General features: G+C 60.1%; 16 protein-coding genes. 4 read left to right on the forward strand and 12 right to left on the reverse strand.

All coding sequences use genetic code 11. From position 1 onward, the window contains the following. Positions 1–21: 21 nt before the first annotated feature. Positions 22–1,572 (reverse strand): ABC transporter substrate-binding protein, encoded by a 1,551-nt coding sequence (locus tag PMI11_RS17590; RefSeq protein WP_007819495.1) that lies wholly within the window; start codon positions 1,570–1,572, stop codon positions 22–24. A 138-nt stretch (positions 1,573–1,710) separates the two neighbouring features. Between PMI11_RS17590 and PMI11_RS17595 the strand changes: the two genes are divergently transcribed. Further along, entirely contained in the window at positions 1,711–2,592 is an 882-nt protein-coding gene (locus PMI11_RS17595) for a LysR family transcriptional regulator (protein WP_244430598.1), read from the forward strand. Between the two features lie 237 nt (positions 2,593–2,829). Here PMI11_RS17595 and PMI11_RS17600 read toward each other — a convergent pair whose 3' ends face one another. From PMI11_RS17600 to PMI11_RS17625, 6 genes are all read right to left on the reverse strand, one after another. Then, positions 2,830–3,984, reverse strand: coding sequence for a mandelate racemase/muconate lactonizing enzyme family protein (locus PMI11_RS17600; RefSeq protein WP_007819497.1), 1,155 nt, complete (start codon positions 3,982–3,984; stop codon positions 2,830–2,832). Between the two features lie 12 nt (positions 3,985–3,996). Beyond that, a complete protein-coding gene (manD, locus tag PMI11_RS17605; RefSeq protein WP_007819518.1) occupies positions 3,997–5,205 on the reverse strand; it encodes a D-mannonate dehydratase ManD in 1,209 nt (402 codons plus the stop codon). Between the two features lie 3 nt (positions 5,206–5,208). Continuing rightward, positions 5,209–6,909, reverse strand: a complete 1,701-nt coding sequence (locus PMI11_RS17610) for an ABC transporter ATP-binding protein (protein WP_007819520.1) — start codon at positions 6,907–6,909, stop codon at positions 5,209–5,211. After that, complete coding sequence (locus tag PMI11_RS17615) at positions 6,906–8,060, reverse strand: ABC transporter permease (protein WP_007819521.1); 1,155 nt, start codon at positions 8,058–8,060, stop codon at positions 6,906–6,908. The genes PMI11_RS17610 and PMI11_RS17615 overlap by 4 nt, the downstream gene beginning before the upstream one ends. Next, a complete protein-coding gene (locus PMI11_RS17620) occupies positions 8,057–9,043 on the reverse strand; it encodes an ABC transporter permease (protein WP_007819522.1) in 987 nt (328 codons plus the stop codon). Before PMI11_RS17620 ends, PMI11_RS17615 begins: the two co-directional genes overlap by 4 nt. 75 nt (positions 9,044–9,118) lie before the next feature. Further along, on the reverse strand, positions 9,119–11,056 hold the full coding sequence (locus tag PMI11_RS17625; RefSeq protein WP_007819523.1) for an ABC transporter substrate-binding protein: 1,938 nt from the start codon (positions 11,054–11,056) through the stop codon (positions 9,119–9,121). A gap of 187 nt (positions 11,057–11,243) precedes the next feature. On the opposite strand from PMI11_RS17625, the gene PMI11_RS17630 reads away from it, so the two are divergent. Further along, entirely contained in the window at positions 11,244–11,933 is a 690-nt protein-coding gene (locus PMI11_RS17630) for a GntR family transcriptional regulator (RefSeq protein WP_244430609.1), read from the forward strand. 130 nt (positions 11,934–12,063) lie between these two features. Here PMI11_RS17630 and PMI11_RS17635 read toward each other — a convergent pair whose 3' ends face one another. Further along, entirely contained in the window at positions 12,064–12,954 is an 891-nt protein-coding gene (locus tag PMI11_RS17635; protein WP_007819525.1) for a LysR substrate-binding domain-containing protein, read from the reverse strand. 107 nt (positions 12,955–13,061) lie between these two features. Here PMI11_RS17635 and PMI11_RS17640 point away from each other — a divergent pair, with 107 nt between their 5' ends. Next, entirely contained in the window at positions 13,062–14,315 is a 1,254-nt protein-coding gene (locus PMI11_RS17640; RefSeq protein ID WP_007819526.1) for an aromatic ring-hydroxylating oxygenase subunit alpha, read from the forward strand. Further along, positions 14,305–15,390: a hybrid-cluster NAD(P)-dependent oxidoreductase gene (locus tag PMI11_RS17645; protein ID WP_007819527.1), complete on the forward strand. Its 1,086-nt coding sequence runs from the start codon at positions 14,305–14,307 to the stop codon at positions 15,388–15,390. The genes PMI11_RS17640 and PMI11_RS17645 overlap by 11 nt, the downstream gene beginning before the upstream one ends. 116 nt (positions 15,391–15,506) lie before the next feature. On the opposite strand, the gene PMI11_RS17650 is transcribed toward PMI11_RS17645, so the two are convergent. The 4 genes from PMI11_RS17650 to PMI11_RS17665 are packed head-to-tail and all read right to left on the reverse strand — an operon-like array spanning position 15,507 to position 19,259. After that, a complete protein-coding gene (locus tag PMI11_RS17650; protein ID WP_007819528.1) occupies positions 15,507–16,517 on the reverse strand; it encodes a GlxA family transcriptional regulator in 1,011 nt (336 codons plus the stop codon). A 31-nt stretch (positions 16,518–16,548) separates the two neighbouring features. Next, positions 16,549–17,547 carry a 4-hydroxyproline epimerase gene (locus PMI11_RS17655; RefSeq protein ID WP_007819530.1) on the reverse strand — a complete coding sequence of 333 codons (999 nt, stop codon included), beginning with the start codon at positions 17,545–17,547 and terminating at the stop codon, positions 16,549–16,551. Positions 17,548–17,562: 15 nt separating this feature from the next. After that, on the reverse strand, positions 17,563–18,414 hold the full coding sequence (locus PMI11_RS17660) for an ABC transporter permease (RefSeq protein ID WP_007819532.1): 852 nt from the start codon (positions 18,412–18,414) through the stop codon (positions 17,563–17,565). Then, positions 18,411–19,259: an ABC transporter permease gene (locus PMI11_RS17665; RefSeq protein ID WP_007819534.1), complete on the reverse strand. Its 849-nt coding sequence runs from the start codon at positions 19,257–19,259 to the stop codon at positions 18,411–18,413. The genes PMI11_RS17660 and PMI11_RS17665 overlap by 4 nt, the downstream gene beginning before the upstream one ends. Positions 19,260–19,269 lie beyond the last annotated feature (10 nt).

The raw sequence follows: 19,269 nt of genomic DNA on the forward strand, positions 1-19,269 counted from the left end.
GCGGGTCGCTCCTTTCGAGGATCAGTTCGGCTTCACGTAGTAGGGAAGCGTATAGCCGTCGGAGCGACCGGCGTAGGTGAGGTCCTTTTTCAAGGCCCAGGTGTTCGCCAGGTAGAAGACCGGGATGACGCCGAGGTCGCCCATGGCGATTTCGGTCGCCTTCTTCAGCAGTTCCTCGCGCTTGGGGTCGTCGAGCGTGGAGCGTGCATCGTTGAGAACCTTGTCGAATTCCGGGTTGGAATAGCGGCCACGGTTGCCCTGGCCGGCTTTCTCACCGTAGGTCTCGAGGATCGGGCCGAGTACGCCGGAGGCTTCGCCGGTTTCGACGGCAGCACCACCCATGATGAAGCTGAACTCCAGGTTGGAGGCGCGCGTGAAATAGACGCTGCCCGGCAGGGTCGCGACCTCGGTCTTGACACCGATGCGGCTGAAGAACTGGCCGATCGCCTGAGCAACCTTGGAGTCGTTGGGGTAGCGGTCGTTCGAGGCATGGAAGGTCAGAGAGAAACCGTTCGGATAGCCGGCCTCGGCAAGCAGCTGCTTGGCCTTGTTCGGATCATAGGCATCGACCTTGATCGCCGGATCGTACCCGAAATACCCTTCCGGCACGACCTGGCCAGCCGGCATGCCCTGCCCGTCCATGATGCGATCGACGAGCGCTTCGCGGTTGATCGACAGCGAAAGCGCACGGCGCACCTCCGGCTTCAGCAGTGGGTTCTTTCCGTCCGGTCCCTTGGCAAACGGCGACTCTGCGCGGGCCTGGTCCATGTGGAGATACATGATACGGTTGCCGGCAATGTTGACGACCTTCAGCTGGTCGGATGCCTGGAGCCTGCGGGTATCGGCCGTCGGGATGCTTTCGATCATGTCGACATCGCCCGAGAGCATGGCGGCAACGCGGGCGCTCGGGTTCTTGAAGACGCGAAAGGTGATCTTGTCCCACTGGGCCTTGTCACCCCAATAGGCATCGTTCCTGGCAACGACGACATTGTCATCCGGCGACCAGGAGACGAACTTGAACGGGCCGGTGCCGATGACGCCCTTGCCGGCGTTCATCTCGCCGGTCGTTACCTTTTCCATTTCGGAAGGCAGGATGGCGATGCGACTGAGGTTGTTGAGCAAAAGCGGCGTCGGGCCTGATGTCTTGATGCGCACGGTCAGCGGATCGACCGCAGTCACTTCCGTAATCGCCTTCACATAAGCCGCAAAGGAGCTCGGGCTGTTGGTGGATGCGAGCGGGATGCGCTTGATGCTGGCGACGACGTCTTCTGCCGTGAAATCGGTGCCGTCGTGGAATTTGACGCCCTCACGCAGCTTGAACTCCCAGCTCGTGTCGTCAATCGTCTTCCAGGAAACGGCGAGCGCAGGCTCGATCTGCTGCTTGGCGTCCTGGTTGACGAGGCCGTCGAAGATGTTGCGCGCCATCGCGCTGTTTGGACCGACGACGTAGAACTGCGGATCCATTGACGTCGTCGAGGCGGCGAGACCGACGGTGAGGTCCTTTGCATGGCTTGCGAGCGGCATGGCAAAAACGGACGCTGCCAATGCGGCTGCGAAAGCGGAAAATTTCATGGTGGGGACTCCTCCGGGTTGTCCAATCCCCGCGCTCTCCCTGCGGGATGACTGCAATTAAAGCTTCCACTAAGAAAAGAAAAATTGCATTTTGTGTTCGGTCTATGCCTAAATATTATGGGGAGGAATGGTTTGCGATTGAAGCCGCGCCAGGTCGAAGCGTTTAGAGGCGTCATGATGGCCGGAGGTGTTACGGCCGCTGCCGAGGCGATGAACGTCACACAGCCGGCAGTCAGCCGTCTGATCCGCGACCTCGAAGATGCCGTGGGGATGACGCTCTTCGAGCGCATCGGCGCGCGGCTCGTTCCGACGATCGAGGCGACGAAGCTCTACGGGGAAGTCGAGCGGCTTTATCTTGGCCTCGACCAGATCGCTCAGGCTGCCGACGATATCCGTCTGCACAAGAATACCGTGCTGCGAATTGGCAGTGTAACGTCGGTGGTGCGTCCCTACCTGCATCGCGCGATCATCGACACGGTCGGCGAGCGCTTGGACATTCCTTTGGTCATCGACGTCGAAAACAGCCGCTTTATATGGGACATGGTCGAGCAGAACCGGTACGATTTGGGATTCGTTTTCAGCTCGCCACGCATGGCCGACAAGAATGCCGTTCTTCTGCACAGTGCGAGCGCCGTCGCCGCGATGCATGCCAGTCACCGCTTGGCCTCGCGCTCGGTAATCACGCCGGCGGACCTTTTGGATGACCGCGTCCTTATCCCTGGCCGGAACTCACCGCTCAGGCTGGCGCTCGATCGCGCCTTTTCCGGAGAAGAACATCAGCCAGTCAGTACGATGGAAACGTCCATGCTGAACTGCTGCTATTTTGCGGCCGCAGGCATGGGAGTGGGCATCGTTGACGAGATCAGCCTCAGATCTGCTGCAGCGGATGCCGTCGCCATTCCATTCGATCCGAAGATCGAGGTCTCGTATTTCGCGATACGGCCTGCCGGTGCTGAGAGGATCGCAGTTCTCGATGAGCTCATAGGGCGTATGCAGGAATACATGAAATGCCAGAATTGAGTAAAACGGGCGCCTTGATGAGAGCCGAACAGCTGCAAATTTTCCGGCGAACTCTTCCGTTAACACTTCCGAAGTGACGGCCTATGGCATTGATAACGCCCGCGACTTCTTACAACTGCGCAGCAGAAGCGGGACCGACTGCCCCACGACCGAGTGTTCCGCTTTCAGGTCGGGATCGCCATCAGTCGCCTCTCGCGATCGCCGACCACCCTCCAGTCCTCATAAAGCGCGCGACGGCTACCAGTTCGTATGCGACCCATCTCTCCGCCGCAGGTGCGGTGCTTCCCAGTACTCGAAGCTCTGCTTGGCGATCAGCTCCTCATTGACCTCGATGCCAAGGCCCGGAGCATCAGAGACCACGTAATGGGCGCCTTCAAGCCGCGGCTGGACCGGGAAGAAGTCGGAATTGTCGAAGCCGAGATGGGTTTCGGCCGGGCTTGCGCGAGTCTCCAGCCAGGCAAAGTTCGCAACAGCTGCGGAGAAGTGGATCGTCGCTGCCGTGCAGACCGGCCCCAACGGATTGTGCGGCATCATGTCGACGTAGTGCGTTTCACTCCAGCCGGCGACCTTCATTGATTCCGTCAGGCCGCCGACATTGCAGACGTCGAGCCGGTTGAACTGGTGGATGTCGCGCTCGATGTACGGCAGGAATTGCCATTTCGAGGAGAATTCCTCGCCGATCGCGAAGGGAACATCCGTCATGCGCCTGAGCGCTTCATAGGCACTCGGCGTCTCGTCGCGGATCGGTTCTTCGAGGAAGTCGAGCGTGCCCTTCGGCATTTTCTGGCAAAAGCTCGCGGCTTCGGCCACCGTCAGGCGATGGTGATAGTCGATACCGAGAACGACGTCGTCGCCGAGCGTCTCGCGCGCCTTGACGCACCATCTGGCGGTATTGGCGACGTGCTCGCGCGGCTCGTAGATCTCCTTGTTCTCGTGGCCTGACGGCGACAGGCGCATGGCCGTCCAGCCGTGTTCGACGAGCATCTGTGCCTGTTCGATCATGGCCGGTCCCGGCTCGGCAAAGGTCGTGGCAAAGGTCGGGATGCGATCACGCTGCTTGCCACCAAGCAGTTCGTAGACCGGCACGCCGAGCGCCTTGCCCTTGATATCGTGAAGGGCGATATCGATGGCGGAGATTGCCGCCTGCAGCACGCGACCGCCTTCGAAATACTGGCTGCGATACATTTCCTGCCAGAGAGCGCCGATCTTGAACGGATCGCGGCCGCGCAGGAATTCTGCATAATGTTCGAGAGCGCCGACCACGGCCTTCTCGCGGCCGGAGAGACCGCTCTCGCCCCAGCCGAAAATGCCCTCATCCGTCTCGATCTTCACCAGAAGCTGGTTGCGGATGCCGACCTTGACGGCATAAGTCTTGATCGCTGCAATCTTCATCTCTTCCTCCTCCTACCAATGCCACAGCGTGCCGTCTTCCAGACGGTTCACGGGCAGGTAAGCGCGCTGGTACGGATATTTCTCGGCAAGCTTCTCATCGATATCGACGCCGTGACCGACGGCCTCACCCGGATGCAGGTAGCCATCGCTAAGGCTCCAGGCGCTCGGGAAGACTTCAAGGATTTCCGGCAGGTAGCCGGAATATTCCTGGATGCCGAAGTTCGGAACCCAGAGGTCAAGATGCAGGTTGGCGCCAAGGCAGATCGGCGACATGTCCATCGCGCCGTGGCAGGCGGTGCGCACATTGTAGACGCTCGCGTAATCCATGATGCGGCGGAGCGCCGTGATGCCGCCGGCATGTACCGTCGTCGTGCGGATATAGTCGATCAGCTGCTCTTCGATCAGCAGGCGCGCGTCCCAGATCGTGTTGAACACCTCGCCGACGGCAAGCGGCGTCGTCGTGTGCTTGCGGATAAGGCGGAAACCTTCCTGATGTTCTGCCGCGACCGTATCTTCCAACCAGAAGAGACGAGCGAATTCCAGATCCTTGCCGAGGCGGGCCGCCTCGATCGGCGTCAGACGGTGATGCGTATCGTGCAGCAGTTCGATATCTGGACCATGCGCCTCGCGAACGGCTTCGAACAGTTTGGGGATGTGGCGCAGATATTTCGAGGTCGACCAGACTTCCTCATGCGGCACCGCATCATCGTTTGCATTGTTGGTAACGGATTTCTTGCCCGTGCCGTAGACGTCAGGCAGGCCGGGAATGCCGACCTGTACGCGAATTGCCTTGTAACCCTGCTCGATGCGCCGGCCCACCGCCTCGACGGCTTCTGCAATATCCGTGCCCTGGGCATGCGTGTAGCAGAGCACCTTTTCGCGGCTCGCGCCGCCGAGCAGCTGATAGAGCGGCATATTGGCGGCCTTGGCCTTGATGTCCCAAAGTGCGGTATCAATGCCAGCGATGGCCGCCATTGTCACCGGGCCGCGGCGCCAATAGGCACCCTTGTAGAAATATTGCCAGATATCCTCGATTCGCGAGGGATCACGGCCGATCAGAAGCGGCGCCAGGTGATCCTGCAGATAGGCGACGACGGCCTTTTCGCGGCCGTTCAGCGTGGCGTCACCGACGCCCGTCAGGCCTTCATCGGTGAAGATCTTGACGGTGACGAAGTTGCGGCCCGGCGAGCAGACAATGATTTTGACGTCGGTAATTTTCATGACTTATCCGTTGGCTGAAACTGTACGTGTGGGGTCGTAGCGGAACCGGTTGTGAATGCGCCGGTCGCGCGGGTCGGGATGGGGAATGGCCGAGAGCAGCGCACGCGTGTAGTCATGCGCCGGATTGTTAACGACCTGATCGGTCTCGCCGGCCTCGACGATCTTGCCGCGATACATGACCGCCACGCGGTCGCACATGTAGCGGATGACCGACATGTCGTGCGAGATGAAGACATAGGAGAGGCCAAGCTCATCCTGCAGCTTCATCATCAGGTCCAGCATCTGCGAGCGGAGCGAAACGTCGAGCGCCGAGGTCGCTTCGTCGGCAATGATCAGGCGCGGCTTGACGGCGATTGCGCGTGCAATACCGATGCGCTGGCGTTGACCGCCGGAAAAGGCATGCGGGTAGCGTTCCCGCCATGCGGGCTCGAGGCCGACCTGCTGCATGAGTTCGGCAACCCTGTCGTCGAGTGGCTTGCCTTTCATACCGGCGAGCTTCAGCGGCTCAGCGATGATCTGGCCGACCGTCTTGCGCGGGCTGAGCGAACCGACCGGGTCCTGGAAGATCATGCGAATATCGCGCCGCACATCCTTCAGCGTTGCCTTATCGGTGGTGCGCAGTTCGACGGTAGTGCCGTCCTTGCGGCGATAGTCCATGGCGCCGGATTGCGGATCGTAGATGCGCAGCAGGCAACGCCCCATCGTCGTCTTGCCGGAACCGGATTCACCGACGATGCCGAGCGTTTCGCCCGGACGCACAATCAACGACACATCATCGACAGCGCGCAGGCCGGTCGGGAAGGTCAGTGAAAGGTTCTTCACCTCCAGAAGCGGCGGCGCCTCCACCGGAATCGACGGGCGCGACAGGCGCACTTCCGCTTTGTGCTCCAGCTTGACGACCGAGCCGATCAAGCGGCGGGTATAATCGTCCTGCGGGGCATGAAAGATCTGCTCGACCGGCCCCCTCTCCATCACCTTGCCGCGGTACATGACGAGCACTTCGTCGGCGATTTCGGCAACGACGCCCATGTCATGGGTGATGAAGAGCACAGCCATGCCGTGGCTTTGTTGCAGCTTGCGGATCAGGTCGAGTATCTCGGCCTGTGTCGTCACGTCAAGAGCCGTGGTCGGCTCGTCGGCGATCAGCACAGAAGGATTGCAGGCAAGGGCCATGGCGATCATCACGCGCTGGCGCATGCCGCCTGAGAATTCGAACGTGTAACGGTCGATTGCCGTTTCTGGTCGCGGGATTTCCACTTGCCGCAGCAGCTCGAGCACGCGCTCGCGCTGCTGTTCGCCTCTGATGCCGAAATGGATGCGCAGCGCCTCGCCGATCTGCGTGCCGATGCGGTGGACCGGCGACAGCGAACTCATCGGCTCTTGGAAGATCATCGCGATCTCCTTGCCGCGCACGCCGCGGATGTCCTTGCCGCGCGGATCGAGCTTGGCAAGGTCGGTCGAAGAGCCATCGGCACGCGTCAGGACGATCGAGCCGCCCTCGATACGGCCGGGTCGATCGACGATCTGCAGGATGGAGCGGGCGGTCACCGACTTCCCGGAACCGGATTCGCCGACGACGCAAAGCGTCTTGCCGCGCTTCAGCTCGAAGGAGACACCATCGACCGCCTTGAAGACGCCCGTGCGGGTCGGGAAATAGGTCTTGAGGTCATCGACCTTGAGGATCGTATCATCTGTCATGGTCATGAAACCGACTCGTAGGGATCTGCGGCATCGCGGAGACCGTCGCCGAGGAAGTTGAGGGAAAGCACCGAGATGACGATAGCAGCAGCCGGCGTGAACAGGAGCCAAGGCGCCTGCGCCACAGCGCGGATATTCTGCGCCTCCTGCAACAGCACGCCCCAGGAAATGATTGGCGGCTGCAGGCCGATACCGAGGAATGAAAGCGCCGTCTCAGCCAGGATCATCGAAGGGATCGCGAGCGTCAGCGTCGCGATGATGTGGCTCATGAAGGAGGGCACCAGATGATTGAAGATGATGCCGATCTCGCTCATGCCGTCCAAGCGCGCGGCGATGACGAAATCCTCATTGCGCAGCGACAGGAACTTGCCGCGCACTTCACGCGCAAGACTGGTCCAGCCGATGAGCGAGACGATCAGGGTGATGACGAAATAGGTCCGCAGCGGCGGCCAGCCGACTGGGATAGCGGCAGCAAGGCCCATCCATAGCGGGATCGTTGGGATGGAGCGCAGCAGCTCGATCATGCGCTGGATGCCAAGATCGACCCAGCCGCCAAAGAAGCCGGAGATGCCACCGATGGTCACGCCAAGCACGAGGCTCATGAAGACACCGACAAGGCCAATCGACAACGAGATCTTGGCGCCGTGCACGACACGCGAAAAAATATCGCGGCCGAGGCGGTCGGCACCGAAAATATACATGCTGTCGCCCGGCATCGGGTTCCTGAGGCCGAAGAGCTTGGTCTGCATCGGAATAAAGCCGAGCAGGTAATAGGGTTGCGGCGCCTGGACGAAGAAGCCGACATCGACGGGCTTTGTCGGGTCGGGCGCAAATTCGCGCCGCATGGATTCCGTGTTCAGCGTCATTTTCAGCTGGCTGACATGCGGGCGGAAGGAGCCATCGAGCAGGAGCGACAGGCCCTGCGGCGGCGCATAGGTGAAGCGCGCGTTCGTTGCATTCGGATCGAGCGGCGCGATGAAATCGGCGAAAGCTGCGACAAGATACATGAAGACGATGACGACGAGGCTCGCCAGCGCGATCTTGTGCTTCTTGAATTTCAGCCAGAAGAGCTGCCACTGGCCGGCAACGGCAATATCCTTGCCGGTGAGATTGACGGACGGGCCGGTATCCGGCGGGAGATGGGTGATATCTGTCATTGGAACCGGATCCGCGGGTCGGTGATGGCGAGCAGGATGTCGGAAATCAGCGTGCCGATGATTGTCAGCACCGAGATCAAGAGAATGAGCGACCCAGCGAGATACATGTCCTGTGCGAGCAGTGCGCGCAGCAAGAGCGGTCCCGTCGTCGGCAGGCTCATGACGACAGAGACGATGATTTCGCCTGAAATGACCGCGGGCAGGATCCAGCCGAGTGTCGAGATCAGCGGGTTGAGCGCAAGGCGCACCGGGTAGCGGATCAGGAGTTCGAATTCGGACATGCCTTTGGCGCGTGCTGTCGTCACATAGGGTTTCGAGAGTTCATCGAGCAGGTTCGCACGCATGATGCGCACGAGCGCTGCGAGCGAACCGAGGCCGATAATGATGACCGGCAGCCAGACATGCTGGGCGAAATCGATGAGCCTGCCGAAGCTCCAGGCTGCATCGACATAATCGGGCGAGAAGAGGCCGCCGACGCTCTGGCCGAAATAGGCCGACATTATATACATGGCCGAAAGCGCCATCAGGAAGTCAGGCACGGCGAGAAAGAAGAAGGCAAGGAAGGTCGCCGAATAATCGGAGATCGAATATTGCCGCACCGCCGAGAGGATACCGATCGGGATAGCGACTGCCCAGACGAAGCACAGCGTCAGGAAAGAGAGCAGTAGCGAGAAGCCGAGGCGGCCCCAGATCAGCTCCGTGACCGGCTTGCCGAGCTCGAAGGAGATGCCGAAGTCGCCATGCAGCAGGATGCCGGCAATCCATTTGTAATATTGGAAGTACATCGGTTGATCGAGGCCGTAGCGCTCGCGCATGGCGGCAACGGTTCCCTCTTCCACAGCACCACCCTGGCTTGCCCAGTCGGCCATGAGGGTCGTCAGGTAATCCCCTGGCGGCAATTGGATGATGATGAAGGCGATGATGGAGACGGCAAACAGTGTCGGGATCGCGAACACAAGCCGCTTGGCAATATAACCGAGCATGATTTCAGACCGTTCGATAGGATCGAAGGGGTGGCCGGCGGAGACATGATACCCCCACCGGCTCTGGGAGGAGCCTCAATTGGCCTTGTCGAAATACCACTGGGTCAGCGTCGGAGCCGGATGCCAGAGGTTGCCGGTGATCGGGATACCGTTGACGACATTCTTCAGGTTCTTCGACACCATCATGTATTTCGGCATGGGGCGCGAGATACCGATGTTGAGGAAGTTGTCGGCCGACAGATTGAGGAATTCCTTCATCTTGTTGCGACGATCGTCATCGGTGACGGCGGCATTGACCTTGTCATAGGCCGCCATCAGCGCCTTGATCTGTTCCGGCGGCTCTTCGCCCGTCGCATGGTTCGAATACCATTCGCTCCAGCGCATCGCGAAGAAGATGTCGGCCTTCTGGAACGGCATATAGCAGCGCGGATCGGTGTAGACTTCAGACAGGCCACCGACGCAGTTCCAGATATAGGCATCCTGCTCGTTGGCGGACCACATCGTGTTCAGGCGGGCGCGGTCGGTGGTGCGAAGCTGGATATCGATGCCGACTTCCTTGGCGTATTTCTGCACCATCTGCATCACATCGGGATAAGAAAGACCGAAGACGTCTGCGACCATGAAGTTGATGGTGAAGCGCTTGCCCGTCTCATCGAGACGGAAGCCCTCGGCATCCTTCTTCGGCATGATCTTGTCGAACATCTCGTTGGAGAGCTTCGGATCGAACTCCGTATATTGTGTCGCCTCGCGCTCGTTGAAGAGCTCGTGCTCCGGCTGCGTTGCGACCTGTGCCGGCGCACCTTGGCCGACATAGACGAGATCGATGATCTCCTGACGATTGATCGCGTGGCTGAGTGCGATGCGGAAGTCCTTGTTCTGGAAGAGCTTGCGCTTCACATCATCGGTGGAGTTCAGGTTGAGCAGGATGACTGCGTCGTTGGCCGGCAGGTCCTTGACGTCGACGAAGCGGTAGTTGCCGGTTTCCTGGCCGTCGAACAGCACCGACTTGAAGGTCGAGTTATTGATGTGGCGGAAAGCGAAATCGAACTCGCCAGAGGTCATCTTCAGCGCCATCAGCTGCGGGTCGTCGAGCTTGGCCCAGGTGACGCCGTCGATATAGGGAAGCTGGTTACCATCAGGATCGATCTTCCAGTAGTAGGGATTGCGGGTCGCAACGACGCGATCGCTATCGGCGTAGGGAACCGTCAGCACCCACGGGTTCATGGTCGGCAGCTCGAGGTTCTGCCAATAGGGCGGCTGGAAGGTCAGCGAAACCTTCGAGTTGAAGAGCGCCACCCAGTCGCCGGCGGCCGGATTGGCCTTCAGGAGCGCCGGGATGCCGTCCTTGTTATATTTCTCGTGGAACTGCTTCAGATAGTGCTTCGGGTAAATGACCGGCAGATGGCCCTGGCCATAGGCGAGCTGCTGCAGGAAGAGGCCGTAGGGCGAGTCGAATTTGAATTCGACCGTGAGATCGTCGATCTTGCGCACTTTCACCGGCTTGCCGGCGACCGTAAAGGTCGGGTTCTTGGCCGGCGAGAGCGCGTTGTTCATGAACACGTCTTCGTACCAGAACATGATGTCGTCAGCCGTGAACGGCTGGCCATCGCTCCACTTCAGGCCCTTACGCAGCTTGAAAGTATAGGTGGTCGCGTCTTCAGATGCGGTAAATTCTTCCGCCAGCGACGGGACGACCTTCTGCCAGGCCGGATCCCAGCGAACCAGCAACTCATTGGCGATGGTGCGGGTCAGATTGTACTGGTCGCCGTTGGCGAGGATCGTGGTGCGCAGAGTGCCACCATATTTGCCGATGCCGTCGACCATGGTCTCGACATAGGGATGCTCCGGAAGGCGATCGGCGACCGCGGGCAGCTTGCCGCCCTTGACCTGCTCGTCGAGCATCGGCGCCTGTTTGAAATCGACCGCCCAGGCCGGGACCATCGATCCCAGGATGGCAGCACCTAACAGCCCCGTCGACACGACGAGGCCACGCAGCGTTTGCTGGTAACCCATATTTTCTCCTCCTGATAGCCGGCCCTCTCCGCCGGTTTCCATCCCTTGTTCACGATAGCTGTTGCGGCTTCGTGTTGAATGAAAACTTTCAGATCGTACATTATTTGTCAATCTGAATGTATGAACTTATTTGTTTTGCTCTTGGCAAACACGGCGAAAATGCATTAAAAGCAAGCTCATGAGCACGATGACAAGCATGGGACATCCGGCATCAGAGGGTGACGACTTCGTCGAGGACGGTGGCGCTTCCATCTACGAGCGCCTGCGCGACGACATCATCCATGGCCGCCTGAAGGCCAACGAGCGCCTGAAGATCGCGGAGCTTGCGAGCCGCATGGGAACCTCTACCAATCCGGTGCGCGAGGCGCTGCAGCAGCTGCGCGGCGAAGGCTTCGTCGTCATGGCTCCCAACCGCGGCGCGCGCGTGCGGCCGATCGATGAAGACTTCGTGCGCGATATTTGCGAAATCGAAGTGCTCATCGAGCCGGCTCTGACCCGCTGGTTCGTCGGCATCGCCACCAAGGCCGATGTCGAGGAACTGGAACGCATCCAGGCGGAGATCGAGGCACTGAACTTTGCCGACGAGATGAAGCATTCCAATCTGGATATGCAATTCCACCGGCTGATGTATGACCGGCATTACAATCGTCACGCAGTCGACCTCTGGGTGCGGCACCGTCAGATTCTTTGGGCAATCAGCCGGGGTTTCCAAACCTCGCTTATCCGGCAGTCGAACGTTCTGGAGGAGCACCGCGAACTGATCGCCTGCATCATGAGCCAGGATGTAGAAGGCGCAGCTCGCGCCATCGGACGCCACGTTGAAGGTTCAGGCCGCCACATCATCGAGCGCATGCGGCTGGACAAGCGACACGGCTGATCCTTAATTGCTTTCACGCCTTGATGAGAATCGGACCGGCGCGTCGCTTAGGCGACTTGGTAAACCACGATCATTAGCCGACGAGACATATTCTGATTTAATAGTAACCCGACCGGCGATTGAACTTGCGCTAGTGATCGTGCAAGGCGGCGGTTAACCAGGCGGAGGCGCGGTCGACCGCGACTGTCCTCCTTGGTTTTGCCGGAAGCACGACATTGTATCGCGCCGCCGATGGGAATCGGATTTCGTCGAAAGCAACCAGCGTGCCGTCGTCGAGAAAAGTCTGTACGAGCGCGCGCCATCCAAGCGCGAGGCCCTGGCCAGAACGCGCTGCAAAGACCGTCTCGGTATAGTGATTGAAGCGTAAGCTGGGCCTTATGTCGAACTGAAGTTCACGGCTTGACAACCACTGGCTCCAGGAGAGCCACGATCGATCTTGAACATCGGTTTCTATGAAGTCGTCAGCCGCCGACAAGGGTCCTCCCACTCGTCTCGCGAGATAATCAGGGGCGCACACGAGCATGATGACGTCCCCGCGCGACGCGATGACGCTGCCGTCGTCAAACGGGGGAAGCCCGTACCTGATCGCGATATCGATCTCCCCTGAATCCAGGTCGATCCTGCTGTCCTGTGACACGACCCGGATTTGAATCCCAGGATTTTGTGAACGGAAATCGGCAAGACGCGGCAACAGCCAGAAGGACGAGAACGCGACCGTCGCACCGATGGTCACGATGTCCTGGGCCGAGGATTTTATCGCTTCGATCGCCTCGGAAATGTTCGAAAGGCTCTGTGTCAGCGACGCCCCCAGTGTAAGGCATGCCGCGGTCGGCTCGATCGCGCGGTGCTTCCGGATGAACATGGGAAGGCCAAGCTCTTCCTCGAGGAGGGCTATCTGCCGGCTGACGGCCGCCTGGGTTACACCAAGCTCTCCGGCAGCGGCGGTGAAACTCCTCCGGCGCAAGACCGCCTCCAGCATGATCAGTGCCGTCAGTGACGGCAGGCGCCTCCGAAACTGCATCCGATGATCCGTAACATTACTTTTCGTTATGCGAGCGTAAGAATTAATGCCGTTGAATAGCCTGGATTGCAAGCGCAGTGTGAGAGAAACAAACATAAGGCGTTCTCATGCTAAACAAGCTCGCTTCCTCCATATCTTCTCTTCTTGATGCGCGCACCAACGGCCATTCGCTTCCCGCAGGTCTCTACACGCGCGAAGACGTTTTCGCGGCGGATCTCGAGGTCTTCTTCCATAAGCACTGGATCTGCGTCGGCCTGGACTGCGACGTCCCGGAGCCTGGCGATGCCACTGTTATCGACATCGGCAGGACAAGCCTTATTCTGCTGCGGGATGACGATGGCGAAATTCGCGTGCTTCACAATGTCTGTCGCCATCGCGGCTCTCGCCTGCTCGACGCCGGCAAGACGATTGTTTCCAAGCTTGTCTGTCCCTACCACACCTGGACCTACGAGCTGACGGGCGAACTGAGTTACGCGCCGCATATGGGCAGGGATTTCGACAAAGAGTGTCACGGACTGAAGCAGGTGTCCTTCAGGTCCATCGGCGGCCTGATCTATGTCTGCTTCTCGGACGATCCACCAGAGGATATCGAGATCCTGGAACGGACGATGGGAGAGCGCCTCGCGCCCTACGACATCCAGAACGCGAAGATCGCCCATCAGACCGATGTCGTCGAGGACGGCAACTGGAAACTGACGATGGAGAATAACCGGGAGTGTTACCATTGCTCGGCAAACCATCCCGAGCTTTGCGTATCCTTCGTCGATCTCGATTTCGGCTTCGATCCGGACGCGCTGAGCCCCGAGGATCGGGCACAGGCTGAAGAGCATTTCCGTCTCTATGAGGCGCGAACAACCGCTTGGGAAGCGGACGGATTTCCATCCCGCGCCGTCGAGCAGCTCGTCGATTGCGCTACCAATTTCAGGACCCAGCGCCTGATCATTTCCGGCGCCGGCCAATCCCAGACCCATGACGCGACGGCGGCCTCTTCGAAACTACTCGGTCAGATGACGAGAAAGGATCTCGGCGACACACATTTGTGGGGCCACAATTCCTGGAATCACTTCATGGGCGACCATGCGGTCGTCGCGATCGTCATCCCTCTTTCAGCGGGCAAGACGCTCGTCAGAACGAAATGGCTGGTCCACAAGGACGCGGTGGAAGGGGTCGATTACGATTTTGACAAGCTGACCGATGTCTGGATCGCCACGACCGACCAGGATGCCGATCTTGTGGCACGTTCGCATGCTGGCGCCCTCGATCCCGCCTATCGGCCTGGCCCCTATTCGCGGTTCTCGGAGACCAATCTCGACAAGTTCGCAACGTGGTATATCGACCGGATGCGCGCCAATGGCTACTGAACTTGTGTGCAAGAAGGGTCTGGCAGACAGCCGCGATATCTGGGACCCCGAACAGGACGACACGCTCGTCTGCATCGACATCCAGCAGGAGACGCATGACGTCAAGAGCTTCACCTTCGCGTCTCCGAACGGCAAGCATTTCGCCTTCGAAAGCGGCCAGTATTTCCTCTTCGATTTTCCGATGGAAGACGATGCCGAGGCGCGCTGCTACAGCATCTCCTCCTCGCCACACCGCACCAGGGCCTTTGCGGTGACGGTCAAGCGGGTCGTCAACGGCAAGGTTTCGAACTGGCTTCATGACAACCTGGCAAGAGGAATGGTGGTCAAGGCGCAGGGACCGCTTGGCCATTTCGTCCGACCGGAAGGCTCCCCGAAACTTCTCCTGCTCTCAGGCGGTTCGGGCATCACGCCGGTCATGTCGATCGTTCGGGACTTTGCCGATCGTTGCGAACCAGCCGATGTGGTCTTCCTGCATGCGGCCCGAACGCCGCTCGACCTGATCTTTCGAGACGAACTCGCCTACCTTGCTTCCCGCATGAGCGGATTGCGGCTCCATTTCCTTCCCGAGAGCGTCTACGGAGAACCGTCATGGCCAGGCCTTGCCGGGCGGATTTCGCCGGATTTCGTGAGGCTAGCTGTGCCAGACATTGCCGAGCGTACAGTGATGTGCTGTGGTCCGGCGCCGTTCATGGCGGCAGCCCGTTCGATTTCCACGCAGCTCGGCGTCGCCCCTGGCCGCTACATCGAAGAGAGCTTCGATGCCGCGGTTATCGAGGATCCGGCGCCCCTGTTGGAAGAGGCCATTTCTGCCAAAGCCTGGCAGGTGGAATTCAAGAAGCAAGGCCGGACGATTGCGGTATCGAGCGAGCAGACGGTCCTGTCGGCAGCCAAGAAGTCTGGAGTACGCCTGCCTTCCTCCTGCTCAAATGGCGTTTGTGGCACGTGCAAGTGCAAGCTTGTGTCGGGATCGGTCGAGATGAACCACAATGGCGGTATCCGGCAGCGCGAAATCGACGCCGGCCTGTTTCTGCCCTGCTGCTCCAAGCCGCTCAGTGATCTGGTCGTGGATCACTGAGGTGCTGGACAACGTCTTCCTTTCCGCCGAAAAACAGAATTCCGCGGGTAGCGCGCCACTTTAGCGAACGGACCGGACGGTGCCAGAGCTCCCTGATCGTTCTAACGCAGCGCATCTCAATGAATGTCTGCGAGCGTTGCGCGCACCTGCGAAGGCGTCACGCCGAATGTGCGCTTGAACGCGCGCGTGAAGTGAGAGGCGTTCTCGAAACCGACATCAAGAGCGATCTCGATCATCGTGCGCTTCGAATGCGCAAGCAGGGCTTTGGCGCGTCCCAGACGCACGCGCTTATAGGCCTGGGCCGGCGACATTCCCGCTTTCTCCAGGAAAATCCGTTCGAGTTGACGGCGTGAAAGACCGACTGAGGAAGCGAGTGCGGGAATGGAGATGCCAAACTCCATATGCTGTTCCATCGTGATCATTGCCGCCCTGACGCGATCGTCCTCGTAATTCTCATAGAGTGGCCGATGTGGCTGCGTGTCTGCCGGCGAGCGGGCCTTTTCGATCTGCAGGACCTCGAGTGCATTGCGCTCGGCCTCCAGGCTGATCGATCGCCGCACAAGAAGGGCTGCCATGTCGGCTGCACTGCTTCCACCCGCGCAGGATCCGCGGCGCCGATCGAGATTGAACAGCCTGTCGGAACGCACCGGCAGGTCGGGAAATCTTTCTCGATACGCTTTGACATGCAGCCAGCTGACACAGGCCTCATGGTTCGCCATCAACCCTGCCTCGGCGAGAATGAAGGTCCCGGTGCAGAGGCCGATCAGGGGGACACGCTGCGCCGAGGCCCGCTTGAGGAAAGTGATGGTCTCCTGGTCGACCGGCCGATCGACAGTCAGCAGTCCGCCGCCGACGACGATATAGTCAAAGCGGGACGGATCGACGAAGTCAGAGGTCGGCGCCACCTGTACGCCGCAGCTCGACGCAATGAGGTGACGCGTACTGCCAAGCACCTGCCAGTCAGCCCGCACGCGTCCGGAACGGTCAAATTGGTCGCTCGCCAAGCGCAGCGTGTCGACGAAGAGGGCGAATGCCGAGAGCGTGAAGGAGCGCGCAAGGACGAAACCGACCTTGAGCTGCTTGGGCGCGGCAGCGCTGTCTCCCGATCGAAAATCTTCTGGTCTCACGTAATGCCTCCTCGTTCCTGAAGCGTCGAATTCATTCTATCTGGAAGCCGTGCGCAAGGGGGTCGCGGTCATCGACGAAGATCGTGTTATGGCCGATGATCCGCGCCCAGCCGCCGATGCTCGGCAAAATTCCGCTGTAGGGTCCGATCTCTGCCTCGGCCTCCACCCTGCCCTCGAATCTCGTGCCGATCAGGCTCTCGTGGCGATAGGAAGAGCCGGTCGCAAGCCTGCCCTTTCCATACAGTTGCGCCATCCGCGCCGAGGTCCCGGTGCCGCCTGGCGAGCGGTCGATCGCCTTGTCACCGTAGAAGACGGCGCAGCGGCCATCCGAATCCTCGTTGACCGGATGGTCACACCAGATCGCGTGGTGAACGCCGCGAATTCGTTCGTCATTAGGGTGGATTGGGTCACAGATGCCGGCCAGCGCGTCGCGGAGGAGCCTGCTTGAATGAACGATTTCCGCAGCACTCATCCCGTCGAGGCCGGTCCAGTTTTCCTGCGGCTCGATGACGGCGTAATAATTGCCTCCATAGGCGATATCGACACGCAGCCGCCCGAGCCCCGGCACATCGACGATGACATCCGGCTCGTGCAGATAGCTTGGCACGTTAAACAGGCGGACCTGTTCGACGCAGCCATTTTTCTCCTCGTAGAAAACGTCGACCTTGCCCGCCGGCGTTTCGATCGACACCCGGCCGGGGGTTCGCGGCTTTACGAGCCCCTCCTCGATCGCCGAGGTCACGACGCCAATCGTGCCCGCGCCGCACATCGGCAGGCAGCCGCTCACCTCGATGAAGAGGACGGCGAAGTCGCAATCATCGCGATAGGCCGGGTAGATGATCGCGCCCGACATGATGTCGTGGCCGCGCGGCTCGAACATCAATGCCCTGCGGACCCAGTCGTAATCGCGAACGAAGATCTCCCGCCGTTCAGCGATAGGCGCATGCGGTAGAAGCGGACCGCCACCGGCAACGAGCCGGACCGGATTTCCGCAGGTATGGGCGTCGACGCAGAAGAAACTGTGTCTCAAGATGATCCCCTCACGTCAGGCCGCTACACGCGCCCGCTTGCGGTCGAGAAGACCGCGGCTCAGCCGGTCGAGCAGAAGAGCGACCGCGACGATCGCAAGGCCGGCGCGCAAGCCGAGCCCCATTTCCATTCGGGTCAGGCCGCGCGTCACTTCCGCGCCCAGACCGCCTGCGCCGACGAGGCCGGCGAGAACCACCATGGCAAGCGAAAGCAGGATGCACTGGTTGAGGCCGACGAGAAGCGTTTGCTTGGCGAGCGGGATTTCGATCTTCCACAAAACCGAGCGCGGATGGGCGCCGATGGCACTGCCGAGCTCCTTGAACTCATGCGGCACCTGATTGAAGGCCAGGGTCGTCAGGCGCAGCATCGGCGGGATGCCATAGACGATCGTCGCGATGATGGCCGGCACGCGCCCGAGACTGAAGATCATCACCGCCGGAATGAGATAGACCCATGGCGGCACGGTCTGCATCACGTCGAGGACCGGCCGCACGACAGCTTCGAGCGTTTTGTGCCGTGAGCACAGGATGCCGATCGGAAAAGCGATGAGCACGGAAATGGCAACGGCAACGGTTACCAACGCAACGGTCTGCATCGACGCCTGCCACAATCCGACGAGCAAACAGAAGCCCAGGCAGAGACCGGCGAGCACGGCAGCGCGCAGATTGACGGCAAAGAGGGCTGCGACGACAACGATCAGGATCAGGACATAGGGCGGCACGAACAGCAAGGCTGCTTCAAGGGCGGACAGAACCGCCTCGACCACGGAACTGATCGCGGCAAAAAGCGGATGCAGATTGGTGTTCAGCCAGTCGACGGCAGGCGCCAGAAAGGTACCCGGGGAAAACTGCGGAAATGACGTGTTCATGACGGCCTCCCTGTTCCGAGCCGGGCAGCACTTTGCGTTATCCGGTCGATGATCATCGTCAGGACGGCGATGGCGATCGCCCCGTTGATGGATGTCGCAATATCGAGCGTGCGGATCGCGCCATAGATCGTCTCGCCGAGACCGCCCGACCCGACGATGCCGGCAATGACGACCATGCCGAATGCCATCATCAGGCTCTGGTTGATGCCCGCCATGATGCTCGGAAGCGCAAAGGGCAGGCGGATCTTGAAGAACATCTGCGCCGGCGTGATCCCGCTTGCCTCGCCCAGTTCGATGAACTCCTTGGGCGTCATGCGAATGCCGAGCGATGTCAGGCGGATCGCAGGCGGCATGGAGACGATGATCGTCGCGATGAGTGCTGTTGCCGGACCGTAGCCGAGAAGGGCGATCGCAGGCAGGAGATAGATATAGGGCGGAAGGGTCTGGATGAGATCAAGGCTCGGCTCCATGAAGCGATCGACGGTCGTGACGAAGCCGGCAGCGATGCCGACTGGAATGCCGATTGTCAGCGCAAGCACCGTCGCCGTCAGAACCAGCGCGAGCGTGCTCATCGTCTCGGACCAGAGCCCCATGGAAAAGCAAAGGGCAAGTGCTGCACCGGCCAGGATTGCAAACCAGACGTTGACGGTGCGCCAGCCGATGAGTGCGATGGCGAAGGCCACGACGTAAAAGGGCGGAAGCTCGAGGAGCCACAATATGCCGTCGTAAAGACCTTCAAGAACCCATCGGACGGAGTCGAAAAGCGTTTCGCCGTTGTCGCTCACCCATTCGAGCGCGGTATCCGTCCATTCGTCGAAACTGTCGGTGAAGCTTGAAATGTCCATGTCATTCAGC

Source organism: Rhizobium sp. CF142 (genome assembly GCF_000281145.1).
Classification (GTDB): domain Bacteria; phylum Pseudomonadota; class Alphaproteobacteria; order Rhizobiales; family Rhizobiaceae; genus Rhizobium.

What these genes read in the sequence shown, in the direction of transcription:
- PMI11_RS17590 (WP_007819495.1), bottom strand. Translation starts at nt 1,572, where the DNA reads ATGAAATTTTCCGCTTTCGCAGCCGCATTGGCAGCGTCCGTTTTTGCC.
- PMI11_RS17640 (WP_007819526.1), top strand. Translation starts at nt 13,062, where the DNA reads ATGCTAAACAAGCTCGCTTCCTCCATATCTTCTCTTCTTGATGCGCGC.
- manD (WP_007819518.1), bottom strand. Translation starts at nt 5,205, where the DNA reads ATGAAAATTACCGACGTCAAAATCATTGTCTGCTCGCCGGGCCGCAAC.
- PMI11_RS17600 (WP_007819497.1), bottom strand. Translation starts at nt 3,984, where the DNA reads ATGAAGATTGCAGCGATCAAGACTTATGCCGTCAAGGTCGGCATCCGC.
- PMI11_RS17620 (WP_007819522.1), bottom strand. Translation starts at nt 9,043, where the DNA reads ATGCTCGGTTATATTGCCAAGCGGCTTGTGTTCGCGATCCCGACACTG.
- PMI11_RS17610 (WP_007819520.1), bottom strand. Translation starts at nt 6,909, where the DNA reads ATGACCATGACAGATGATACGATCCTCAAGGTCGATGACCTCAAGACC.
- PMI11_RS17645 (WP_007819527.1), top strand. Translation starts at nt 14,305, where the DNA reads ATGGCTACTGAACTTGTGTGCAAGAAGGGTCTGGCAGACAGCCGCGAT.
- PMI11_RS17665 (WP_007819534.1), bottom strand. Translation starts at nt 19,259, where the DNA reads ATGGACATTTCAAGCTTCACCGACAGTTTCGACGAATGGACGGATACC.
- PMI11_RS17615 (WP_007819521.1), bottom strand. Translation starts at nt 8,060, where the DNA reads ATGACAGATATCACCCATCTCCCGCCGGATACCGGCCCGTCCGTCAAT.
- PMI11_RS17625 (WP_007819523.1), bottom strand. Translation starts at nt 11,056, where the DNA reads ATGGGTTACCAGCAAACGCTGCGTGGCCTCGTCGTGTCGACGGGGCTG.
- PMI11_RS17630 (WP_244430609.1), top strand. Translation starts at nt 11,244, where the DNA reads ATGACAAGCATGGGACATCCGGCATCAGAGGGTGACGACTTCGTCGAG.
- PMI11_RS17660 (WP_007819532.1), bottom strand. Translation starts at nt 18,414, where the DNA reads ATGAACACGTCATTTCCGCAGTTTTCCCCGGGTACCTTTCTGGCGCCT.
- PMI11_RS17635 (WP_007819525.1), bottom strand. Translation starts at nt 12,954, where the DNA reads ATGCAGTTTCGGAGGCGCCTGCCGTCACTGACGGCACTGATCATGCTG.